A 21,536-nucleotide genomic window follows, 5' to 3' on the forward strand; every position below is an offset into this window, starting at 1 on the left:
AAAGAAAGGGTACCCTGGATTTTAACACAGGGTACTCTTTTTTAGTTTGGTAAGAAAGTTAGTTTTTTATAGTGAACTTTTTGCCGATATAAAACGTATTATCAATATAAAATAAATAAAGATTGTTTTATAAAACAGAATAATGAGGTAGGGCAAATGGACGAACAACTTTTAAAAAAGGTACGAAAAGGAGACCAGAATGCTTTAGCTGAGTTGTTATATGACAACTACGAAATTGTGTATAAGTACCTGTATAAGTTTACATTTGACAAATCACTTTCTGAAGATCTGGTTCAGGAAACGATGGTTAGGGCTATTGTAAAGATAGAATTTTATGATGAAAAGAAGTCAAAGTTTTCCACGTGGCTTATAACTATTGCACAGAATATATATGTTGACTATCTAAGGAAGAAAAAAGTTGAGAACAGGTACATGGACCAAAGTGAAAAGGTACTGGAGGAAAAAATCGAAATAGGCATTTATAGTGATGATGATTCCATAAACCGTATTCTGGACGCTTTGGCAAGGCTGGATGATATTACACGGCTGCCACTATTGCTAAAGCACTACTATGGATTTTCCTATGAGGAAATTGCAAATAAAATGTCTATACCTCTAGGAACTGTGAAATCAAGAATTCACAATGGGTTAAAAGTTCTGAGAAAGGAGTTGGGATATGATGGGGAATGAGGATGAAAAAATCATTCAGGAAATGAAAGACACATTGAATTATGTAGATGACAATCTACCTGTAAACAAGCCTGGAATAGGGAATTTTAAATTATTGGTTTCGCAGGTTGAAGAAAAGAAAAGGTATTGGAAGAATATTGAGCTATTAGTGTTTTTGATTGTTGCTGTTACTGTATTGAGCGTTTCATCAGGCATATTATTTTTAAATATCACGTTATTTATGTCTTTACAGGCAGCAGCATTTGTAACTATTCCAATAAGCGTTTTAGTATGGTTTAAACACCATTTTGGAAGGGTGAATAATTAATGGAAATTTTAAATGCTTTAAATACGAAAATATATGGAATGCCGGTGTATTCTTATATTTTGGTGGCAGCAATACTACTGACGCAGGCAACATGGCTTTTTATTGATGCCAGAAAGAGAAATGCGAAGCATTGGTTCTGGGGAATTATTGGTCTTATACGTTTTCCTGAGCCCTTAATATTCTATTTGTTTTTTGTAAGAAAAATTCATAAAAGAACGAAAGGAGAATAGTTTTATGACTGAATTTAAAGAAGCGCTACCATTTATTATTCCGTTTTTGCTAATAAACTGGACACTTATAATTGTAGCAATGGTAGATCTGGTGAAGAGAAAAAAGGTGAGGTTTGGTAACAAATGGATATGGGGAGCAATCATACTTTTTATCAATATGCTTGGGCCGATAATTTACCTTTTGGCCAGAGGAGATGATGAATAATGCTTGCAGTTGAGACCAATAAACTTACTAAAAGATTCAATAGCTTTAGTGCAGTTGACGGGCTTGACCTAAGAGTGCCGGAAGGATCGATATATGGTTTCTTAGGTCCTAACGGAGCAGGAAAGACGACAACTATAAAAATGCTGCTTGGTCTATCAAAGCCAACATCCGGTGATATAAAGCTCTATGGTAGGGATGTTACCTTCGGAAGTCTTAAAAACCGTATGGATATTGGCTTCCTTCCAGATGTACCTTCGTTTTATGATTGGATGAAGCCGAAAGAATTTTTGTATTTTTGCGGAAATCTTTTCTCTATCGATAAAAAAGTGTTGAATGATAGGGTTGATAATTTAATTGAACTGGTTGGGCTTGAAGAAGTGAATAAAAAGATAAAGGGTTTTTCAAGAGGTATGAAGCAAAGGTTAGGAATTGCCCAGGCGCTTATAAATGATCCAAAGGTAATATTCCTTGATGAGCCCACGTCTGCTTTAGATCCTATAGGCAGAAAGGATGTAATGGACATAATTGGAAAATTGGCAGGAAGGGTTACGGTCTTTTTTTCCACGCATATCCTCTCTGACGTTGAGAGGATATGTGATAGGGTTGTAATACTGGACAAAGGAAAAATGCTTATTGAAGACACTATACCAAACTTACGGCAAAAATATTCGAGGCAGGGAATTGAGATTGAAGCAGATGAGTCGGAGAACTTTAACGAATTTTTATCTTTGCTTTCAAAGCAAAAATGGGTAGATAGTACGGAAATACCTGAAAGAGGAAAAGTTAAAGTTTTGGTAAATAACCTTAGCGATGCGCAAATAAATATGACTGCATTATTGACAGAGAAAAAGGTTAGGCTAAAGAAATTTATGATCCTCGAGCCTTCACTTGAGGATATATTCTTAAAGGTGGTGAGCAAATCGTGACAGGTTTTACGTTCTTTATAAAAGAATTAAAGGAAATAATTAAAACACAGAAGATATTTATAATTCCTTCAATTTTTTTGTTAGTTGCTTTTTCAAGTCCCTTAAGTGCAAAATATATTAACGAGATACTTAAGATGGCGGGAGGTAATATTAATATAGTGCTTCCTGAACCCAAATTTACAGATTCATATGCCCAGTTTTTCAAAAATTTTAATTCTATGTGTCTTTTTGTTATGGTACTATCCTTTATGGGCGTGATTGTTGATGAAAGAGTTAGAGGATCTATGATCCTTGTGCTTACAAAACGGGTATCGAGAACTCAGTTTATTGTCAGCAAGTTTACTGCAGCTGTAACTTTTTATACTTTATCGTTTATAGTATCTGTAGGAGCTTGCGTATATTACACATACCTGCTTTTTCCGACTTTTTATCACGAAAATTTATGGGTTAGCTTTCTAATATTTTGGCTTTACGGTGTATTTATTATATCAATTACTGTTTTTGCAAGCACTATAACCAAAACACATATGATGGCTGGAGTAATAGGTATTATAGGTCTATTAGCTATCCCACTGATTGCATTTATTCCAAAGATAGGAAAGTATACGCCCGGAAAACTAAGCGAACTTAGTACAAATATCCTGTTAGGAGTAAATCAGGCAAGTGAGGCATTGATACCTTTTATCGTAACAGCAGCTTTGGTTATTGTGCTTATAATTCTAAGTGTCGTAACTTTTAAAAGGCAGGAAATATAAATACTTATATCCATAACATGATTTTGCCCAGGGTTTGCCGCACTAATTGCTCATGCAACCTGGGCCTTTTTGGGTAAAATAAGGCACTATCCTACTATTCTTTGAATCATGGTGTTGTGAGCAAGTTCCTCAAATTCATCATTTAGCTTCTGTAGAGATACAAAATCCTTGTATTTTTGTTTCAAAGCAAGTGAAATCAGGTGATCTGTAAATATCGGATTTTTAGGGAGCAAGCTTCCGTGTGAATATGAGCAAAACACATTTTTATAGGTTGCTCCTTCAAAACCGTCCTCACCATTATTTCCATTACCTTTTACAATTCTCCCGAGGGGTTTGACATCTGGACCGAGATAAGTTCTTCCTGAATGGTTTTCAAACCCTACAATTTTGCCATCGTAGTTCTCTGACTTAAGAAATTCGCACTCAAAGCAAAAGTTACCTATCATTCTTTCTTTACCGCCAATAGTCCACAGGTCAAGTGCTTTTAAGAACTCAATTTCTTTTCCGTCCCAGGTTTTGTAGTAGTTGCCAAGTAATTGATACCCTCCGCAAATAGCAAGGAATATCTTGTTATTTTGTATGGCGTTTTTAATTTCATTTCCCTTTTGATTTAGCACATCATCCTGGATTATTTCCTGTTCATAGTCCTGACCGCCGCCAAGAAATACAATATCAAAGTTTTCGGCATTAAACTCGTCACCCATACTGATATCAGATATAGTAACGTTAATTCCTCTCCATTGTGCGCGTCTCTTTAAGGCGATGATATTTCCCCTGTCTCCGTAGAGATTTAATAAATCAGGGTATAGGTGACATATATTTAGCTCATACATAACTATTTCCAAAACTCCTTTAATCCATATTTTTTCTTGAGAAGTTTTCTCATATCAAGCATGGCTGTATAAGTTGGGAGAATATAAAAGCTATGCCCGTTTTTAGTATTCGAAAGTCCTTTTTCAAGGAGCTCTTCATAGTCTTTTACTATTTGAATTTTGTTGCTGTAAATACCGGCATATTTGAGCCTGACAGCCATATCTTCGGCTCTTATTCCGGATACATAAAAGTTGTCAATTATCTTTTGAGCCTCTTCAAGCTTTTCAAAATCAACGTCCCACAGCCAGGAAATATCTGTTCCGTCTGCAAGTTTATCATTTATAAGAAACGCAATCTGCATATTTTTCTCTTCGGTTAAAAGAAAACTCAAAACCTGATTAAATCCTGTCGGGTTTTTAACCAATATAATCTTTATGGTTTTACCGTTAGTTGTAATAGTCTCCATTCTGCCAAAGCCGCATTCAAAGTTTTCCAGAGCTTCGACGAGGTTACCGGCAGGTAAACCCAATACAGTTCCGCAGGCGGCAGCTGCCAGTGCATTATATATGTTATAAAGTCCAGGAAGGTTGATTTTAGCCTGCAAAATTTCGTTCTTATCCGTACTTTTGTCAGAGACTACTGAGAATAATACATTTGAATAGGAACTGTTGAGTTCATCAACTTTAACACAGGTTATCTGGGTATCAGGATGGCGGTAACCGCACGAACTGCACGCAAAGCTGCCAAGGTGCCCGTATACATGACTTTCATAGTCATATCTGGTCTTGCAGTAAATGCAGAACATAGCATCAGAGTTAACCAGTTTTTCTTTAGCCTCATACGCTTCGCTTGCGAACCCGTAATAAGTTACTTCCTTATCAGTATCCTTTCCTAAAGAAGCACATAAAGAATCATCTGCATTTAAAATAAGCTTTGTCTTACTTGACTTTTGAATTCCCGATCTTACATTATTTAATGTAGAATATAATTCACCATATCGGTCCAACTGGTCTCTAAAAAAGTTTGTAACCACAAGAACGTCAGGATCTACATAGTTGGCAACGACATTGAAAGCTGCTTCATCGACTTCTATAAGGGCTATAGGTGCCTTTCCCCTGCCTTTGAGATTAACGGAGTCAATAAAAGTGGTAACAATTCCACCAAAGAGATTCGCTCCTGACTTGTTTGTAATATAATCCTTGCCATTTACTTTAAGAATTTCACCGATTATCCTGGTAGTTGTTGTCTTACCATTTGTTCCTGTGACCATTATAATTTTAAAATCTTTAGAAATAACCTTAATTACATCTGGATAGAGCTTTCTGGCGATTTTACCTGGAAGCGTTGTACCTCCGCTTTTAAATATTCTAAGGATAAAAATCAGTATTTTTGTTATTAGTATTGTAAAAGTAAGTCTTAGATTCATGACAGCCCCTGATTCTAAGGAATAGCTGAAAACAAAGCTAAAGTTATAACTTCAGTATTCCTGTGATTTAATATTTTTACATTATAACATAAAGGGTTATATTATGTACAAATATTTTATAGGAAAGTATTTCCTAAAAAAAATAATTGATACGTTATTTTTTAAGTGATAGAATGTTGTAGATAAAACACAATGTGCCAATAAGTTTTCACACTCAGGTGGGTGTGAAATAGGACCAAGACCCATAGACTTGCATTTGAAGGCAATAAGGAAGATGGGAGTCAAGGTGCACGACGCTCTTCATGGTTTTATATACTGTGAGGCGGAAAAACTTAAAGGTGCAGATATACAGCTTGATTTTCCAAGTGTAGGGGCTACTGAGAATATAATGTTAGCTGCTGTGTTTGCTGAAGGAGATACAATTATTCGGCATGCAGCGAGGGAGCCGGAGATTGTAGATCTCCAAAAGTTTCTTAACAGTATGGGCGTTGATGTGACAGGTGCAGGTACTAGCATTATCAGGATAAGAGGAAGCAGCAAAAGGTTAAACAACGTTGAGCATAATGTAATTGCTGACAGAATAGTTGCTGGTACATATTTAGTCGCCGCTGGGATTACCGGTGGAGATATTACTCTTAAGAATGTTTCGGCAGAACATATAATACCTGTTATTAGTTACTTAAGAGAATGTGGCTGCCGAATTAACACAAAAAAAACTACAATGCATATTTCGGGTCCAACAAGACCCAGGTCAATTGATATAATAAGAACTTTGCCTTATCCGGGATTTCCAACGGATATGCAATCACAGTTCATTTCATTGCTTTCTATAGCACGTGGAACAAGTATTTTTGTTGAGACGATTTTTGAAAACAGATATAAGCATGTTGAAGAACTTATGAGAATGGGAGCGAATATAAAACTTGAAGGACGTCTTGCGGTGATAAAAGGTGTAAAGGAACTTACAGGAGCAACAGTAACTGCAAGAGACTTAAGAGGAGGAGCTGCTCTGGTATTGGCCGGCCTTGTAGCTGAAGGCACGACAGTTATCAGTGGCATCAAGCATATTGACAGAGGATATGAGAATATTGAAGATAAACTGTCCAAAGTCGGAGCCTTAATTTTGAGAGAAGAATAAAGGGGTTAGTGCTTTGAAAGAAAAATATATTGATGGTGAGAGCGGTTCACAAAAGGAAATAAGAGGGAAGTACAAAAGAAAAACTAAAAAAAAGCGAAAAAGAGCATTAAAGTTCGTAAGATTTCTTCTGCTAACTGTTTTAAGTGCTGCAACTTTAGTGCTCCTTGCGCTGTCTCCTTTATTTAATATTAAATGGATTGAAGTTTCTGGCAATAATCATTATAATGATAATGAAATAACTGAAGTATCCAATTTAATAATGGGAAATAACTGGTTTAGGACAAATGGGCTTGATTTTAAAAGTATAGTACTGTTTAGGTCAATCCAATCGGAGAAAAGTATAGAGCAAAATCGTCCTTATATAAAGAAGGTTTTTGTTAAATTGGGTTTTCCTAATGGAGTTAATATAAATGTTACAGAGAGAGAGCCTATTGCTATTATCCCATATTCGGATTCAAACTTGCTTATCGATGCAGAAGGGTATATACTGGACTCGAAAAAAGATGTTTCGAAGTACAGATTACTCCGTATACAGGGGTTAGACCTTGATAATTGTGAATTGGGACAAGCTGTAAATGCGGAAGATAAAAAGAAATTCAACAAATTCAAGATGGTTATTGAAGAGATTAAAAAGGTTGACAATGACAAAGTATATGATAGCAGCAAAGCAATTTTGAAACATGTGAATTATATTGATGTTTCCGATTTGGACAACATATGTATTTCACTGGACTCAAGGGTTAAGGTCAACCTTGGGAATTATAAAGAGGTTGGAAGCTACAGGTTGAGTTTTCTAAGAGAAGTTTTCTTCAATAAACTTCAAGAAACGGATAAAGGGTATCTGGATTTTACAACAGGCAATAGACCTAATTTTATTCCAGATAAATAGGAGGACATATTATGTTACCTTTGCTTGGTTTGATTATTGGTATAGTTTTAGGGATTTTTATCCCATATGACATCCCCGCAGCATATTCGAATTATGTAGCTATTGCAATACTGGCAGCGTTGGATTCAGTATTTGGAGGCGTATTAGCAACACTTCAAAAAAAGTTCAATTTGAGTGTATTTCTTACCGGCTTTTTCGGAAATGCTATATTAGCTGCGATATTGGCTTACATAGGTGATAAACTTGGAATACAGTTATATCTTGCTGCGGTATTTGCTTTTGGAAATAGATTATTCTTGAATTTTGCAATTATTCGTAGAATACTATTGAATAAACTTTCAAAAAAAGATAATATAATAAATAATACTGAAAGTTAAGTAAAAAATTATCTTTATTGTGAGTTAATTTAAATGAAAATTTTACTGGTGATATAAAGCTGTACCCTGCGGGTTCATGTTTTTAATTACGGGAGGTTCACATAAGTGGGAAATATAATTGGTTGCGTCGATATAGGATCTTCAAAAATATGCACATTGATTGCCAGAGCCAGCAAAACTGGTGAGATGGAAGTTTTGGGAAAGGCTATGGAGCCATGTAATGGCGTAAAGAAAGGTATAATTGTTGATATAGAAAGTACAGCAGTTTCGATTAGGAATTGTATTGAAAGAGCTCAGGCACTTGCAAATATGGAAATCGATTCTGCATATGTGAATATAATGGGAATGCACGCCAGTATCATACATAATAGGAGCAGCGTGAATATTTCCAGTGAAGACAAGGAAATTTCCTTAGATGACGTTGAGAACGTTTTACAAAGTGCGGAGAAGGTAAAGTTGCCTGAAGACCGTCAGGTTATAGATGTTATACCGATACAGTATATCGTAGACGGTTATGATGAAATAGTCGACCCTGTAGGCATGTCAGGTGTTAAGCTGGAAGTCGAGGCAGATGTAATTGCAGGAAAGATTACTTTTGTTCAGAATATATTAAAGAGTATGGAAAAGGCTGGCTTAAGAGTAAACGGTTTTGTTGTGGAAGCTTTGGCTTCTGCAGAAATTGTGCTTACTCCGGAAGAAAAAGAGATGGGAGTTATACTTATTGACATTGGCGGCAGTATTACCAATGTATCTGTTATCAAGAATAAGCGTTTGGTCTTTTATGATGCAATTCCTGTCGGTGGAGACCATATTTCCAATGATATTTCCATAGGGCTGAGAATTCCTCATCAGGAGGCGGAAAAGCTTAAGCGGGAATATGAGCTTGCTCTTACATCTTTGATTAAGAATGACCATGAGATTACTGTAAATGAGATAAATGAGAATAGAAAGATAAACATAAAGGTTTCAGAAGTAATTGAAATAATCGAAGCAAGAGTGCATGAGATTTTTTCAATTTGCAGGGAACAACTTAAAGAGGCTAATGTTTTGGAAGGCTTTGGCAAGGGCATTGTCTTGTCGGGCGGAGGTATTTCCTATATTGATGGAAATATGCAGCTTGCGTATGAAGTGTTTGATTTGCCTGTTAGAGTGGCATCATATAATGTTTCAAATGTAACAAAGCCTGAATTTTTAATATCGGTTGGGACTGCAAAATATATTGTAAATAGGTTTGGTGCAAGCAATACAGGTTGTGAAGTCAAAAAGCAAAAAAAGAATAAGGGAAAAAATACTGGTGGATTCTTTAGAAAATTAGCAAATCTTTTTAATGGTTTGTTTTAACATTTTAGTTCTTTTTTTCGTTGTACAATGGTATGGACTTAGTTTATAATTGACGTATAAATCTTTAGCCTGCAAGTTTTGCTAAAGGTTTTAAACTTATTAAAAACATCCTTGCACAAATCCAAATATTAATATATTATTAAATATTGAGAGAATAGGATTGACAAATGTAAATATAACTGTAACTGATGAAAATTACTATAAATGTTATACAGGATATTTCGGGAACAGATTTTGTCTATTAGTGTTGTGTTATTACAAAAGAATAAGGAGGGGGACTTACATTGTTGGAATTTGATATTGATCTTGAACAATTTGCCCAGATAAGGGTTATAGGTGTTGGCGGTGGCGGTAACAATGCTGTAAATAGAATGATAACTGCAGGACTTCGTGGGGTTGAATTTGTAGCTGTAAATACTGATAAACAGGCTTTATTTTTGTCAAAGGCAAATACTAAAATCCAGATAGGGGACAAGCTTACAAAAGGTCTTGGAGCAGGTGCAAACCCTGAAATTGGAGAAAAAGCTGCAAATGAAAGCAAGGATGAAATAGCACAGTCTATAAAGGGTGCTGATATGGTTTTCGTTACTGCCGGTATGGGTGGCGGAACAGGAACAGGAGCAGCTCCTGTAGTTGCTTCGGTAGCAAAGGAAATGGGAATACTTACAGTTGGCGTTGTAACTAAGCCGTTTATGTTTGAAGGAAGAAAAAGAATGCAGCATGCGGAGAGAGGCGTTGAGACTCTCAAAGGAGTAGTTGATACATTAGTTACAATACCAAACGACAGGCTACTTCAGGTTGCAGAAAAGAAGACTTCTATAGTGGATGCCTTCAGAATTGCAGATGACATATTAAGACAGGGTGTACAGGGTATATCCGACCTGATTGCAGTACCAGGACTTGTAAATCTTGACTTTGCAGATGTTAAGACTATTATGCTGGATACTGGTTTGGCACATATGGGTATTGGAAGAGCATCAGGGGAAAATAGAGCGGAAGAGGCTGCAAAACAGGCTATCCTAAGTCCTTTGCTTGAAACTTCAATTGAAGGTGCTCGCGGGGTTCTTTTAAATATTACTGGTGGACCTGACCTTGGACTTTTTGAAGTTAATACTGCTGCAGAACTTGTGCAAAAATCAGCAGATCCTGATGCAAATATTATCTTTGGTGCGGTTATTGACGAGAATTTGAAGGATGAACTTTTAATTACCGTTATAGCGACCGGATTTGACAAGGTTCCGGTTTTAAGAAAAACTGAAAAAGTTGTTGAGAAAGTTGCTGTGACAAGTACTAGAACTACAGAGAAAATTCCAGAGCCTCAGCCTGTTTCAGATGAACTGGAAATTCCAACTTTCCTTAGAAGGAATAGATTTAAATAAGTGTTGTGTATAATACCTAAATAGGTTTTATTACAAAGGCCCTAGAGCATATTTGATATGCTTTAGGGCTTTTTCCATTTAGCCTCTTTAAGTGAAATGAAAGAGTGAAAAACTGAGGGACTCGCTGCCCCGAGGTTTTTATTTTTTAACGTTAAAAAGCACTAGATTTTTGTCATACGAAAAATTTTTCTGCAGTGAGGTTTTGACAAATTATATGTTAATTAATTTGTATAATTAATAATAAAAATACATGCTTATGCATATAAGTTAATAAGGTATGCAATTAGTTGAGGTTTTATGTTACTTGAAGCAGGTTAACAAAGGGTAAGCCATTTCTTACTTACAGGGGGGAAAAGAGTGGAGATATTTCTTGATGTACTTTTACTTGAAAACATAGTAATGAACTATTTGATTCTTCTAATGACTGCTAAATTTTCTAAAAATAAAATATCCCATTTGAGGCTATTTCTAGGTGCCACAGTTGGAGCTCTTTATGTTGCAATCCTGGTTGTTTTTCCAAGCTTGAAGGGGTATTATACTACAATTGCTAAAATTGCTCTATCATTTGCAATTGTTGCAATTGCCTTTTCATTCGAACGGTTTGGTGCATTTTTCAAGACGCTGGCGATTTTTTATATATCTACATTCATTTTTGCAGGAGCAGGTTTTGCCTTCCTCTATTTTAACCAGAGCGGAGGTTTTGTGAGAAATGGGTTTTTCTATGTTTACTGGAATTCGAAGTGGACTGTGATGCTTTTAGGAATTGCTACAGCGGGAATCATAGTTAAAATATTCTGGGATATCATACAGGGCAGATTGGTGAGGGATAGGCTGCTTATACCTCTAAAAGTTGCATTTGAGAATGGAGCAATAGACCTGTCTGCATTAGTGGATACCGGTAATGCTTTGTATGATCCGCTGACGCATGTGCCTGTAGTTGTAGTTGAATTTAATGCAATAAAAAGTATTTTGCCTCAAGAGATACAGAATATCTTTGAAGAGTCAAAAGAGAATGACCTGGTATGTGTAACTAGGATTGTCTCGGATTCCAGCTGGTTTTCAAGGTTCAGGCTTATTCCATTTACATCACTTGGAAAAGATAACGGTATGTTGATAGGCTTTAAACCAGATTATATAGAGGTTGGAGAAAATACTGAAAAGAAGGGGGTAACTGACGTGATTATCGGCATCTATAATAGGGCTCTTTCTAAAAGTGAGAACTATAATGCACTTCTAGGTCCAGAATTGGTGTAAAAAATGTACCCAAAAATGTATTGAAAGGAGAAAGTATAATGTTTCTTTTTAAGAAGGTAAGACTTTTTTTCTGGATCAAGTATATTAATCTTTTGGAGAAGTTCAAGATTCATAAAAATTTCCCAGTATATTATATTGGCGGAAGTGAAGCATTACCCCCCCCGCTAAGCAATGATGAGGAAAGCTATTTGCTAAACAAGCTCGAAAAGAATGATTATGGGGTTAAAACAATTTTGATTGAAAGAAACTTAAGATTGGTAGTGTATATAGCCCGCAAGTTTGAAAATACGGGTGTAGGAGTTGAGGATCTGATTTCAATAGGGACAATTGGGTTAATTAAGGCTATAAATACCTTTAATCCTAGCAAGAATATTAAGCTTGCAACATATGCCTCACGATGTATAGAAAATGAAATACTTATGTATCTTAGAAGAAATAATAGGATGAAGACAGAAATATCTATTGATGAGCCGCTAAATATCGATTGGGATGGAAATGAATTGCTTCTTTCAGATATTTTAGGTACAGAAAATGATTTGATTCATAGAAGTATCGAAGATGAGGTAGATAAGGAACTGCTTAATACTGCAATGAAGAAACTATCTATGAGAGAAAAAAAGATTATGGAATTGAGGTTTGGGCTTTCTAACGGGGGAATGGAGAAAACACAGAAAGAAGTAGCTGATATGCTTGGGATTTCCCAGTCATATATATCCAGACTAGAGAAAAAAATTATATGCAGGCTTAAAAAAGAAATCAGCAGAATGATATAAAGGTATTCATATGTAAGAAGTGAACTATTGTTTGTATAAACTGTTAGTTATATGGTGATGTAATAAATTAACAATAAAAAATGAGGCTAGTTTTCCCAATAATTAAGAATCTTGTCAAGGTATTTTGTGAAAATTTTGTGAGCTTTTTAGCAGTATAAAAATAACCTCCATGGCAATAATGATACTGACTTCAATTTACTGCCGGGAGGTTTTTCTATGCTAATCAATAAAGTTGAAATATGCGGTGTGAACACATCAAAGTTACCAGTACTAACCAATGACCAAAAGAAAGTACTCTTTGAGCGGATGCATAAAGGTGATACTTCGGCAAGAGAAGAATTTATAAAAGGTAATTTAAGACTTGTACTTAGTGTTATTCAAAGATTTAACAATAGAGGTGAATATGTTGATGACCTTTTTCAGGTTGGATGCATAGGACTTATCAAAGCAATAGACAATTTTGATGTGTCACAGAATGTAAAGTTTTCTACTTATGCAGTTCCGATGATAATTGGTGAGATACGGAGATATTTGCGTGACAATAACTCAATCCGTGTAAGCCGTTCATTGAGAGATATTGCATATAAGGCTCTCCAGGCAAAAGAAAGGTTGACCAACAAGAACTCCAAGGAACCTACAGTTGATGATATATCCAAGGAGTTAGGGATACCTAAGGAGGATATTGTATTTGCCCTAGATGCAATACAGGATCCTATATCGCTGTTCGAATCGGTTTATCATGATGGCGGCGATGCAATATACGTTATGGACCAGGTAAAAGATGAGAAAAATCATGATGAGAACTGGCTTGAGGGTATTGCATTAAATGAAGCCATGAGAAAGCTGAATGACAGAGAAAAACTGATACTCAACTTAAGGTTTTTCGATGGAAGGACACAGATGGAGGTAGCTGAGGAAATCGGAATTTCACAGGCACAGGTTTCAAGACTTGAAAAGACAGCACTTATGCATATGCGGAAGTATATATAGTGTTTGGTGCCTCCCGTAAAATCATTTTTAAACTTACGAAATGCCAGGTATTCAACTAAAGCAAAGGGCAGACCTAAATAGTTGATACCTGGTTTTTTCATATGGTTTGCACACAATTCATATATTATAGTATTGAAGAAATGGCTACGGGGTGCTATGTTATGAATAGGTCATCGGATTTCAGACAGAAGGAAGTTATAAATATTTCTGATGGGAAAAGACTTGGATTTGTATGTGATGTTGAGATTAATCTTGAAAGCGGAAGGCTGGATGCAATTGTTATTCCTGGAGAGGGAAGATTTTTTGGACTATTTGGAAAAGCTGACGAGTATGTAATACCATGGAGCAAAATAAAGAAGATAGGTGAAGATATCATATTGGTAGAGTTTGACGAACGAAATGTAAGAAGACATTTTGAATAAGTGGTTAGCTGGAATTTCTCTAGCGTGCAAGGCACAATTTTAAGGAAGTGCTTTTTAATATCATGAAAAGTTAGAGATTGGAAATATTAAAAAGCACTAGCATAACTAAATGCTCTGAGATTTTTGTTTAATATTTAAAAAAATTATATTATAATATAAAACGAAATCAACTTATGGTGGTTGACTTTATTAAAAGTGCAAAAGAGAATCCCGCTAAAATTAAAGGGAACTGGAGGTACTATATGAAATGTCCGTATTGTGGCTTTGTTGAGGACAAGGTTATCGATTCCAGACCAACTGATGAGGCATCTGCTATTAGAAGAAGGAGAGAATGCTCCAAATGCCTTAGAAGGTTTACAACTTATGAGAAGGTAGAGAGCTTGCCGTTAATGGTTGTAAAAAAGGATAAAACGAGAGAAACTTTTGACAGGGATAAATTATTAAATGGTCTTCTTAGAGCTTGTGAGAAAAGACCAGTATCAATTAACGATTTGGAATACCTTGTAGAAAGTGTTGAATCCCAACTGCATAACTCACTTCAAAGGGAGGTCACATCCCAGGCTATAGGTGAAATGGTTATGGAAAGGCTAAAGGGTATGGATGAGGTTTCATACGTGAGATTTGCATCTGTGTACAGGCAATTTAAAGACATAAATACCTTTATGGATGAGCTGCATAAATTGTTAAAAGATAAATAGTATAGTGAAAATTTTATCCTTTAGATTTTATTTAATGTTTTTCATGTATAGGAATATTTGCTCTGCCTAAATAGGTGGAGCCGTTAGGCTGAACAAAAATAACATCTGAAATGAGTGATATCATTAAATGAATGAAGTTTTTGAAAAGAATGTCCGACTTCTAGCAAAGTACCAGCCTCAACTCTATAAAAAATTGGATAGTTTCATAAAAGGCAATTATGCACCAAAGAATAAATCTGTGGAGCGAATACTTCTTGCAAATCAGGAAGATTTGATTATTAATATTTTGGTCAGGTCCGGGGGAAAGGATTATGTACTCTGCGACCATGAAGATCCTATAAGTGAGGCTTATGCCTGGATTGACAGGTATGTAGACCCGGCCAATAAGATTGATATTGTATTTGGCATAGGAATGGCATTTCATCTGGAAGTTCTGATTACCAGTTTTTGCAACAAGAGAATATTAATCATAGAACCCAATTTTGAATTGTTTTATCAGATACTTTGTGTAAGGAATCTTGATTTTTTAATTGAAAATACTGAGATTTTAGTTGATGAAGATTTCGATACAATTCTTAATAAGATCAGCACCTTTTTCTGGGATACAAGGGAAGGTGGCATTCAACTACAGCCTTTTGAAGTATATGCTGAGTTGTTTCCCCAACTATGGGATGATTTAAAAAACAGGTTTATAAAGATGGCTCAAAGTTTTACAGTTGATATAGCAACTAAAAGGAAATTCGGTGAACTATGGGTTCATAACAACATAAAAAATCTTAATTCTATCAAAGAGGCTTCTAATGCGGATGAGCTCAGTGGAAAGTTTAAAGGGGTGCCTGGAATTCTTGTATCGGCAGGACCTTCACTGAAGAAAAATGCGCATCTTCTCAAAGAACTCGGGCAAAAGTGTGTAATTATGGCTGCCGGTACTGCTGTGACTATACTTCAGGATTTTGGGGTGACTCCCCATTTTATGATGGGTATAGATGCAGCCGAGGGTGAAGGAAAAATGCATGAAAAGGTTTTAAACAAGGATATTTATTTTCTATATTCAAACCAGGTTTCTACGTATTCAATAGAGAATTATGAAGGACCAAAGTTTCTTATGAATTATCCCATGGACTTATATACCTATGAATTTTTCAAATTTGCAAGGATAAAATCGGATTTCTTTTTTAGCGGTCCATCGGTTGCAAATACCTGTTTTGACATGCTTTATAAAATGGGCTGTAATCCAATAATACTTATTGGGCAGGATTTGGCATATACTGATGGAAGCAACTATGCAAATGAGGAGAATGGTACAGTTTCAAAGATGATAGATGAAAATAAAAGTGGATATGTCTTGCTAAAAGATATTTATGGTAAAGATGTATATACTATACCGACCTATCTGGCTATTAAAAACTGGTTTGAAGGATACTTTGAGAAGGTTTCGGACAAGGTAGAAATAATAAATGCAACAGAAGGCGGCCTTAATATAGAATTTGTGAGAAATGATACACTTAGTAATGTAATTGAGAAGAATGAATTTAAATCACGGGATATTGAAGGGTATATCAAACAAATATTTGAAAAAGGTAAATTCAATGACAAGGTCCATGAAAATGTTCAAGCTTATTTAAAATATGTTGAAGTAGAGATAGACAAGCTTGAAATGCTGTCGAAAGAACAGCTTGAACTTGTAAAACTAATTGAAAATGATATTTGTGATCCGAAAAAAAATAAACGGGAATATGAGAGAGTAGTTACATCAATAAATGAACTATCTAAGAAGGTTATTGATTCGCCTATTTATCCATCTCTTTTGAAAAACTTGATCGAAATTGAGTTCTTTTTGATAAAAGCTGAAGTAGATAGGGCAACAAGGGTGTTGGCAGAGTATAAAGATATTAAAGCTGTGTTTGTAAATGCAATTATTGAACAGAACAGGATACTTGATGAAAGCCTTACGAAAATTAAAGGTTTTATGAGTGGAACATTGGATGGAGAATAAGATTAAATAGTTCAAAACATTTGGGTGCACAATATTACGCTGAGATGAACAGGCTTTGACAGGTAGGGGCTGTTATGTTAGAATTTATGTGTAAATTCCATATGTAATTAAAACAGGAAATTTAAGTTTTTGAAGATATAGAAATTATATTTTCAAAATCTTTGCAATTTTATAGAGCCTGGGGGGTTATGATGATAAATAAAGTAAAAAATATTCTGGTTTACATGTTTTGTGCGTTCTTTGCAATTTGCTTTTCTTATCTTCTTGCAAATATTTTACTTAAAAATTCAGAGTATAACTACAAGAAGATGACCTTGACGGTTTTTATCGTGATTTCAGTTTCTTTGCTTGCATTTATCTATACACGACTGTCAAAGCACGAAGCTTTTTTTATTAAGCATTATAAGCCAATACTTGCAGCCTTTTTATCGATAATGCTTATACTTCAGATTTCTTTTGGATTGTTGCTTCGTTTTAAGCCTGATTTTGATATGGATTCAGTTTATCAAGGTGCTATTGATTGGGTTCAAACAGGATCCTTCACAAACTATTATAATTATTATTATTACTTTCCTAATAATCTTGGATCAATGGGCTTTTTGCATTTCTTTTTCAAAATTGCATCTTTTTTTGGGATAAAAGACTTTTTCCTTGTAGGGATGTTATTGAATTCATTGTTGTCAATTTCTATGATGTTTGTAGTATTTCAAATATGTAAACGCGTTTTAGGTGTTAAGCAGGCTGTTTTCTCATTATTGCTGTTTGCTGTCAGCTTGCCGTTTTATTTTATTGCACCGGTTTTTTATACTGATGCGCTGTCAATGTTTTTTCCAGTGTTGTTTTATTATCTGTATCTGATATGGAAGGATACTTCAGAGTTGAAGAGGCGGTGCTTACTTTGTTTTTGGATGGGTATAGCAGCTTCCATAGGAATGGAAATAAAATTTACAGTAGTTGTTATGGTGATTGCTGTCACAATTGATATGTTTTTCAATGTAAGCTGGAAGAAGTCTATTTTGACCAACGTAGGTATTTATGCTATTATCCTCGTATGTTTTGCGGGGTTCAATGGATATATATATACCTACCATTTAGATAAAGAACAGGCAAGACTGCAAAATGATCCTTACACTCATTGGGTAATGATGGGGCTAAAAGGTACGGGAGGTTATAATCCTGATGATTATAATTTTACAAGATCATTTAGTGACCCTGATGAGAGGAGAAAAGCTACTATTGAGGAAATTAAAAATCGCGTTAAAGACTATGGTGCGGATGGTATGTTTAAATTTTTAACTCAAAAAGGCGTAAAGTGTTTGGGTGACGGTACTCTCGGCTTTGATGATTTTTTGGCAGATCGTCCGGATAGAAACTTTCTACATAAATATATTCTTTCTGACGGGGAAAAGTATGATTTGTACAGGCACATTTGTGAGGCAGTTCTTTTTACAATTATGTTTTTTATGATCTTTCCTGCACTGCAATTTATCTTTGGTAAAGAAAAATATTCTGCAAACAAAAAAAGCTTAACTCCAAATAGTGGGAAAGGGGAAAATGATTATATAAATTTAGCTCCTATGTTAGCAGTTTTCGGCATACTTCTTTTCTTACTTGCGTGGGAAGCCAACAGACGCTATTTTTCGAATTTCATACCAGTATTTATTATTTGCGCCACTTTAGGAATTGATTACTTTTGCGTACTAATGAGTCAATTTGCAGAACTAATTAAATTTGGCATTAATAAAATCAGTAAAAATTCTTCTATAGCGAAATAAAGTGTTTAAAGAAACTATGGAATTTTGAAAACTAAATTTCTTGCAGCTGTTTTTTGTATATAAAATTACAGGAAAAAGACCTTGAGATGTATAAAGCAAAGGCTTTTACGGAAAAGATATTAAATAATACTCAAAAGGTGGGATAATATGAACTTGGCAAACTGTATAACAATAGCTAAAAACGATCTTTATAGTATTTTGGTGGATAAGACAAAAAACCGTGCATACTTGGTTTTAAAAGGTAAATGGGAAAAGAACTCGAGCTTGGAAAACTATCTTTCTGATATTAAGCTCGGTATAAGCAAGTTAAAGCCTGATTTTACCCTTTTAGTGGATCTTACGCAATATGGAGGAACGTCATCGGATTTGTATAGTATTCATATTGATTCCTTGAAGCTTGCAGTTAATTCAGGATTAAAAAGAGCTGCTGAAGTATTTAACAATAATCCCCTTTTAAAGTTACTTTTTGAGTGCTACGCTAAAGAATCGGGAGCAAACACAATGGAGTTTTTCGATATGATGCAAGCGGAAAACTGGCTCGATCTATATACTGCTAAGGATCAATAAGGAATAGCTGAATATTACTTCCGACTTTTTAACAAAATAACCACACAATAACACTGAATTCGTAAAATTCGTCTTCTATTATCAACGTAAGACCATTGCCCATCGCGAAGTTTCTATAATTTTAGTTATTTAATAGTAAATAAGGTTTAGTTTGATATTATATTTTCATGATTTGAGGAATTGGTAAGCAAATGTCCTTGATTCAGCTGGACTAAATGTCACTTATACTTTTATTACACAAAATAGAATGTTTGTAAGTTGTAATTATTATATAAGGTGGTGCTAATTATATGAATATGCAATTGGATGATTTTATTAAAACATTGTCATCAAGCTCTCCTGTGCCCGGGGGCGGTGGTGCAAGTGCCTTAATTGGTGCAATAGGTGTATCTCTTTGTTCAATGGTTGCCAATTTAACATCGGGCAAAAAGAAGTATGCCGAGTATCAGAGTGATATCGAACAAATAATTGTCAGAACTCAGGCATCAATCGACAAGTTGTTGGGACTAATTCAAAGAGATGCTGAAGTATTTGAGCCTCTCTCTAAGGCCTATGGAATTCCAAAAGAAGAGCCCAATAGAAATGAAATTTTAGAAAATGCTTTAGTTTTGGCTTGTTCTGTTCCATTGGAAATACTTAATGAAGTTGCAAATGTTTTAGATGTTGTCGAACAGCTTTTGGAAAAAGGCACAAAGCTTGCTGTTAGTGATGTCGGAGTTGCTGCTTCTGCATGTAAGTGTGCAATGGAAGGTGCTGTTATGAATGTGTATATAAACACTAAATTGATGAAAAACCGTGAATATGCTTTGAAAATTAACGCTGATGCTGAAAAAATTCTTGAAGATGGCATAGACAGATGCAGTAAAATATATAGGCAGATTACGGAAGAATTGAGGTGAAAATATGCTGGAATTGAGAGGATTACCAGTTGTAAATGAGTTAACCGAAAGATTTAGCAGTGTTATTCAACAATTAAAGCAAAAAGATATAGTACCTAAATTATCGATTGTTAGGATTGGTGAGAGGGAAGATGATTTGGCATATGAGAGGGGAATTATAAAAAGATTTTCTGCGGTTCAAGCAATTGCAGAGGTAATTGCGCTCCCGCTTGATTGTCCACAGGAGAAGCTTGAAGAAACAATAATTGCTTTAAACGAAGATAACAATGTACATGGAATTTTGCTGTTTAGACCATTACCGAAACACCTTTCCGAAGATAATATCAAGTCCATAATTAAAAAGGAAAAAGATGTAGACTGTATGGGTCTGAATAATATGGTGCAGGTTTTTTCAGGGGAAAAGAATTGTTATCCTCCTTGTACGCCGCAAGCTGTTATTGAGATTCTGGATTTTTACAAAATTGATGTTACCGGTAAAAGGGTTACAATTGTCGGTCGAAGTTTGGTTGTCGGCAAACCGCTTTCAATGCTCCTGCTTGGGAAAAATGCAACAGTGACAATCTGCCATACGAAAACAGAAAATCTAGCGGATGAATGCAAAAAAGCGGATATATTGATTGCTTGTGCAGGTGTTGCAAAAATGGTGAAAGAGAGTTTTGTAAATCAGGATCAAATTGTAATTGATGTTGGAATAAATGTTGATAACGGCAAGTTATGCGGAGATGTAGATTATGAACATGTTGCCAATTTGGTTAGTGCGATAACACCTGTGCCGGGCGGAGTTGGGACAGTTACGACGTCTGTACTCTTGAAGCATACTATTCAAAGTGCGGTTGATAAAGTAAAAGACCTTTTCTAAAAAGCATAGTGTGGGGCTAAAAATATAGAGAAAATATCTTAAGGGGATATAGAAGTATGAAAGAAGATTATGTAAAAAGATCTAAAGCAAGAGATGTGCTTTTGATGATTGCAGAAGGGATAGATCCGACTAGTGGTAAAAGTATTGAGTCGGCAGATTTTTTGCAAGATGGAAGAATTAAGCGGTGTTTTATTTATGTGGCTGAAATTTTGGAAGGTTCAAAAGAAGTAGGAAATGATAACATGAAATTTATAATAACAGATGATGAACTTGCCAAAATAGTTTTGCCAGATGGAAAGATTGGAGTTATGCAGTTTGTTAAGTGTGTTAATGAATGTATTGATTTAAAGAAGAGCAAAAAGCTCACTGCAGTCAGCTTGAATTCACAGTTAAAAAAACTTGGGATTTTAAGCGAAGAAACTACAGAAAAGGGTAATACCAGAACTGTTATAAATGAAAAGTCAGCGAATTTTGGAATTGAAACGGAAACCAGGGTATATAAAAACCGCTCTTATGAAATGATTTTATTTAATGATGACGGGAAAAAATATTTGCTTGATAACCTGCAAAGTATTATGGATAACGAAGATCAAGAAAAAAAGATTTGAAAAAGATTTGAAACAATTCTTCAAACAAAAGTATTACCAAAGTAATGTTTTGCCAAAAAATGTTATTACTTTGGTAATCTTTTTATTTACCTCTCTATAGTGTAAAATTTAATCGGAAACTTTGTAAATAAGTCGACATAAAGAAGCTTTCCGTTTTTATAGTTGTGCTATAAATGGCACAAGTGATTAAATCTATCGTTATTATTACACTAACCAAAA

The 21,536-nt window shown here is 35.1% G+C and carries 23 protein-coding genes and 1 pseudogene; 22 read left to right on the plus strand and 2 right to left on the minus strand.

Annotation, left to right across the window (positions count from 1 at the left end):
* Window positions 1-156 precede the first annotated feature (156 nt).
* The 6 genes from sigY to ACECE_RS0200345 are packed head-to-tail and all read left to right on the plus strand — an operon-like array spanning window position 157 to window position 3,113.
* Window positions 157-690 (plus strand): RNA polymerase sigma factor SigY, encoded by a 534-nt coding sequence (gene sigY, locus ACECE_RS0200320; protein WP_010243119.1) that lies wholly within the window; start codon window positions 157-159, stop codon window positions 688-690.
* Window positions 677-997, plus strand: a complete 321-nt coding sequence (locus ACECE_RS0200325; RefSeq protein ID WP_040427859.1) for a DUF5345 family protein — start codon at window positions 677-679, stop codon at window positions 995-997. The genes sigY and ACECE_RS0200325 overlap by 14 nt, the downstream gene beginning before the upstream one ends.
* Entirely contained in the window at window positions 997-1,227 is a 231-nt protein-coding gene (locus ACECE_RS0200330) for a hypothetical protein (RefSeq protein WP_010243123.1), read from the plus strand. The genes ACECE_RS0200325 and ACECE_RS0200330 overlap by 1 nt, the downstream gene beginning before the upstream one ends.
* 4 nt (window positions 1,228-1,231) lie before the next feature.
* The gene (locus ACECE_RS0200335; RefSeq protein WP_010243125.1) at window positions 1,232-1,432 is read left to right on the plus strand and encodes a PLDc N-terminal domain-containing protein; all 201 of its coding nucleotides are present in this window, start codon (window positions 1,232-1,234) and stop codon (window positions 1,430-1,432) included.
* A complete protein-coding gene (locus ACECE_RS0200340; protein WP_010243127.1) occupies window positions 1,432-2,358 on the plus strand; it encodes an ABC transporter ATP-binding protein in 927 nt (308 codons plus the stop codon). Before ACECE_RS0200335 ends, ACECE_RS0200340 begins: the two co-directional genes overlap by 1 nt.
* Window positions 2,355-3,113 (plus strand): ABC transporter permease, encoded by a 759-nt coding sequence (locus ACECE_RS0200345; RefSeq protein ID WP_010243129.1) that lies wholly within the window; start codon window positions 2,355-2,357, stop codon window positions 3,111-3,113. The genes ACECE_RS0200340 and ACECE_RS0200345 overlap by 4 nt, the downstream gene beginning before the upstream one ends.
* Window positions 3,114-3,199: 86 nt before the next feature.
* Here ACECE_RS0200345 and ACECE_RS0200350 read toward each other — a convergent pair whose 3' ends face one another.
* The gene (locus tag ACECE_RS0200350) at window positions 3,200-3,946 is read right to left on the minus strand and encodes a type 1 glutamine amidotransferase (protein ID WP_026073633.1); all 747 of its coding nucleotides are present in this window, start codon (window positions 3,944-3,946) and stop codon (window positions 3,200-3,202) included.
* Between the two features lie 2 nt (window positions 3,947-3,948).
* Window positions 3,949-5,352, minus strand: a complete 1,404-nt coding sequence (locus ACECE_RS0200355) for a MurT ligase domain-containing protein (RefSeq protein ID WP_010243131.1) — start codon at window positions 5,350-5,352, stop codon at window positions 3,949-3,951.
* 211 nt (window positions 5,353-5,563) lie between these two features.
* Between ACECE_RS0200355 and murA the strand changes: the two are divergent.
* From murA to ACECE_RS0200435, 16 genes and pseudogenes are all read left to right on the plus strand, one after another.
* Window positions 5,564-6,490: pseudogene (gene murA, locus ACECE_RS26155) on the plus strand (UDP-N-acetylglucosamine 1-carboxyvinyltransferase); the annotation flags it as partial.
* A gap of 13 nt (window positions 6,491-6,503) precedes the next feature.
* On the plus strand, window positions 6,504-7,379 hold the full coding sequence (locus tag ACECE_RS0200365; protein WP_010243133.1) for a cell division protein FtsQ/DivIB: 876 nt from the start codon (window positions 6,504-6,506) through the stop codon (window positions 7,377-7,379).
* Window positions 7,380-7,390: 11 nt separating this feature from the next.
* The gene (locus ACECE_RS0200370; RefSeq protein WP_010243134.1) at window positions 7,391-7,756 is read left to right on the plus strand and encodes a small basic family protein; all 366 of its coding nucleotides are present in this window, start codon (window positions 7,391-7,393) and stop codon (window positions 7,754-7,756) included.
* Window positions 7,757-7,861: 105 nt separating this feature from the next.
* The gene (ftsA, locus tag ACECE_RS0200375) at window positions 7,862-9,097 is read left to right on the plus strand and encodes a cell division protein FtsA (RefSeq protein ID WP_010243135.1); all 1,236 of its coding nucleotides are present in this window, start codon (window positions 7,862-7,864) and stop codon (window positions 9,095-9,097) included.
* A 284-nt stretch (window positions 9,098-9,381) separates the two neighbouring features.
* Window positions 9,382-10,476 (plus strand): cell division protein FtsZ, encoded by a 1,095-nt coding sequence (ftsZ, locus tag ACECE_RS0200380; protein ID WP_010243136.1) that lies wholly within the window; start codon window positions 9,382-9,384, stop codon window positions 10,474-10,476.
* A 357-nt stretch (window positions 10,477-10,833) separates the two neighbouring features.
* Window positions 10,834-11,730, plus strand: coding sequence for a sigma-E processing peptidase SpoIIGA (gene spoIIGA, locus ACECE_RS0200385; protein WP_010243137.1), 897 nt, complete (start codon window positions 10,834-10,836; stop codon window positions 11,728-11,730).
* A 38-nt stretch (window positions 11,731-11,768) separates the two neighbouring features.
* Complete coding sequence (gene sigE / locus ACECE_RS0200390) at window positions 11,769-12,503, plus strand: RNA polymerase sporulation sigma factor SigE (protein WP_010243139.1); 735 nt, start codon at window positions 11,769-11,771, stop codon at window positions 12,501-12,503.
* 216 nt (window positions 12,504-12,719) lie between these two features.
* Window positions 12,720-13,493, plus strand: a complete 774-nt coding sequence (sigG, locus tag ACECE_RS0200395; RefSeq protein WP_010243141.1) for an RNA polymerase sporulation sigma factor SigG — start codon at window positions 12,720-12,722, stop codon at window positions 13,491-13,493.
* A gap of 161 nt (window positions 13,494-13,654) precedes the next feature.
* Window positions 13,655-13,915 carry a YlmC/YmxH family sporulation protein gene (locus tag ACECE_RS0200400; RefSeq protein WP_010243143.1) on the plus strand — a complete coding sequence of 87 codons (261 nt, stop codon included), beginning with the start codon at window positions 13,655-13,657 and terminating at the stop codon, window positions 13,913-13,915.
* Between the two features lie 242 nt (window positions 13,916-14,157).
* The gene (gene nrdR, locus ACECE_RS0200405) at window positions 14,158-14,613 is read left to right on the plus strand and encodes a transcriptional regulator NrdR (RefSeq protein WP_010243145.1); all 456 of its coding nucleotides are present in this window, start codon (window positions 14,158-14,160) and stop codon (window positions 14,611-14,613) included.
* Window positions 14,614-14,740: 127 nt separating this feature from the next.
* On the plus strand, window positions 14,741-16,609 hold the full coding sequence (locus ACECE_RS0200410; RefSeq protein WP_010243147.1) for a motility associated factor glycosyltransferase family protein: 1,869 nt from the start codon (window positions 14,741-14,743) through the stop codon (window positions 16,607-16,609).
* A gap of 191 nt (window positions 16,610-16,800) precedes the next feature.
* Window positions 16,801-18,384, plus strand: a complete 1,584-nt coding sequence (locus tag ACECE_RS0200415) for a glycosyltransferase family 39 protein (protein WP_010243149.1) — start codon at window positions 16,801-16,803, stop codon at window positions 18,382-18,384.
* A 147-nt stretch (window positions 18,385-18,531) separates the two neighbouring features.
* The gene (locus ACECE_RS0200420) at window positions 18,532-18,951 is read left to right on the plus strand and encodes a hypothetical protein (RefSeq protein WP_010243152.1); all 420 of its coding nucleotides are present in this window, start codon (window positions 18,532-18,534) and stop codon (window positions 18,949-18,951) included.
* A 290-nt stretch (window positions 18,952-19,241) separates the two neighbouring features.
* Entirely contained in the window at window positions 19,242-19,850 is a 609-nt protein-coding gene (locus ACECE_RS0200425) for a cyclodeaminase/cyclohydrolase family protein (protein ID WP_010243154.1), read from the plus strand.
* Window positions 19,851-19,854: 4 nt separating this feature from the next.
* Entirely contained in the window at window positions 19,855-20,709 is an 855-nt protein-coding gene (locus ACECE_RS0200430; protein ID WP_010243156.1) for a bifunctional 5,10-methylenetetrahydrofolate dehydrogenase/5,10-methenyltetrahydrofolate cyclohydrolase, read from the plus strand.
* Between the two features lie 56 nt (window positions 20,710-20,765).
* Window positions 20,766-21,317, plus strand: a complete 552-nt coding sequence (locus ACECE_RS0200435) for a hypothetical protein (RefSeq protein WP_010243158.1) — start codon at window positions 20,766-20,768, stop codon at window positions 21,315-21,317.
* Window positions 21,318-21,536: the final 219 nt, after the last annotated feature.

It is taken from the genome of Acetivibrio cellulolyticus CD2 (assembly GCF_000179595.2).
GTDB lineage: Bacteria > Bacillota > Clostridia > Acetivibrionales > Acetivibrionaceae > Acetivibrio > Acetivibrio cellulolyticus.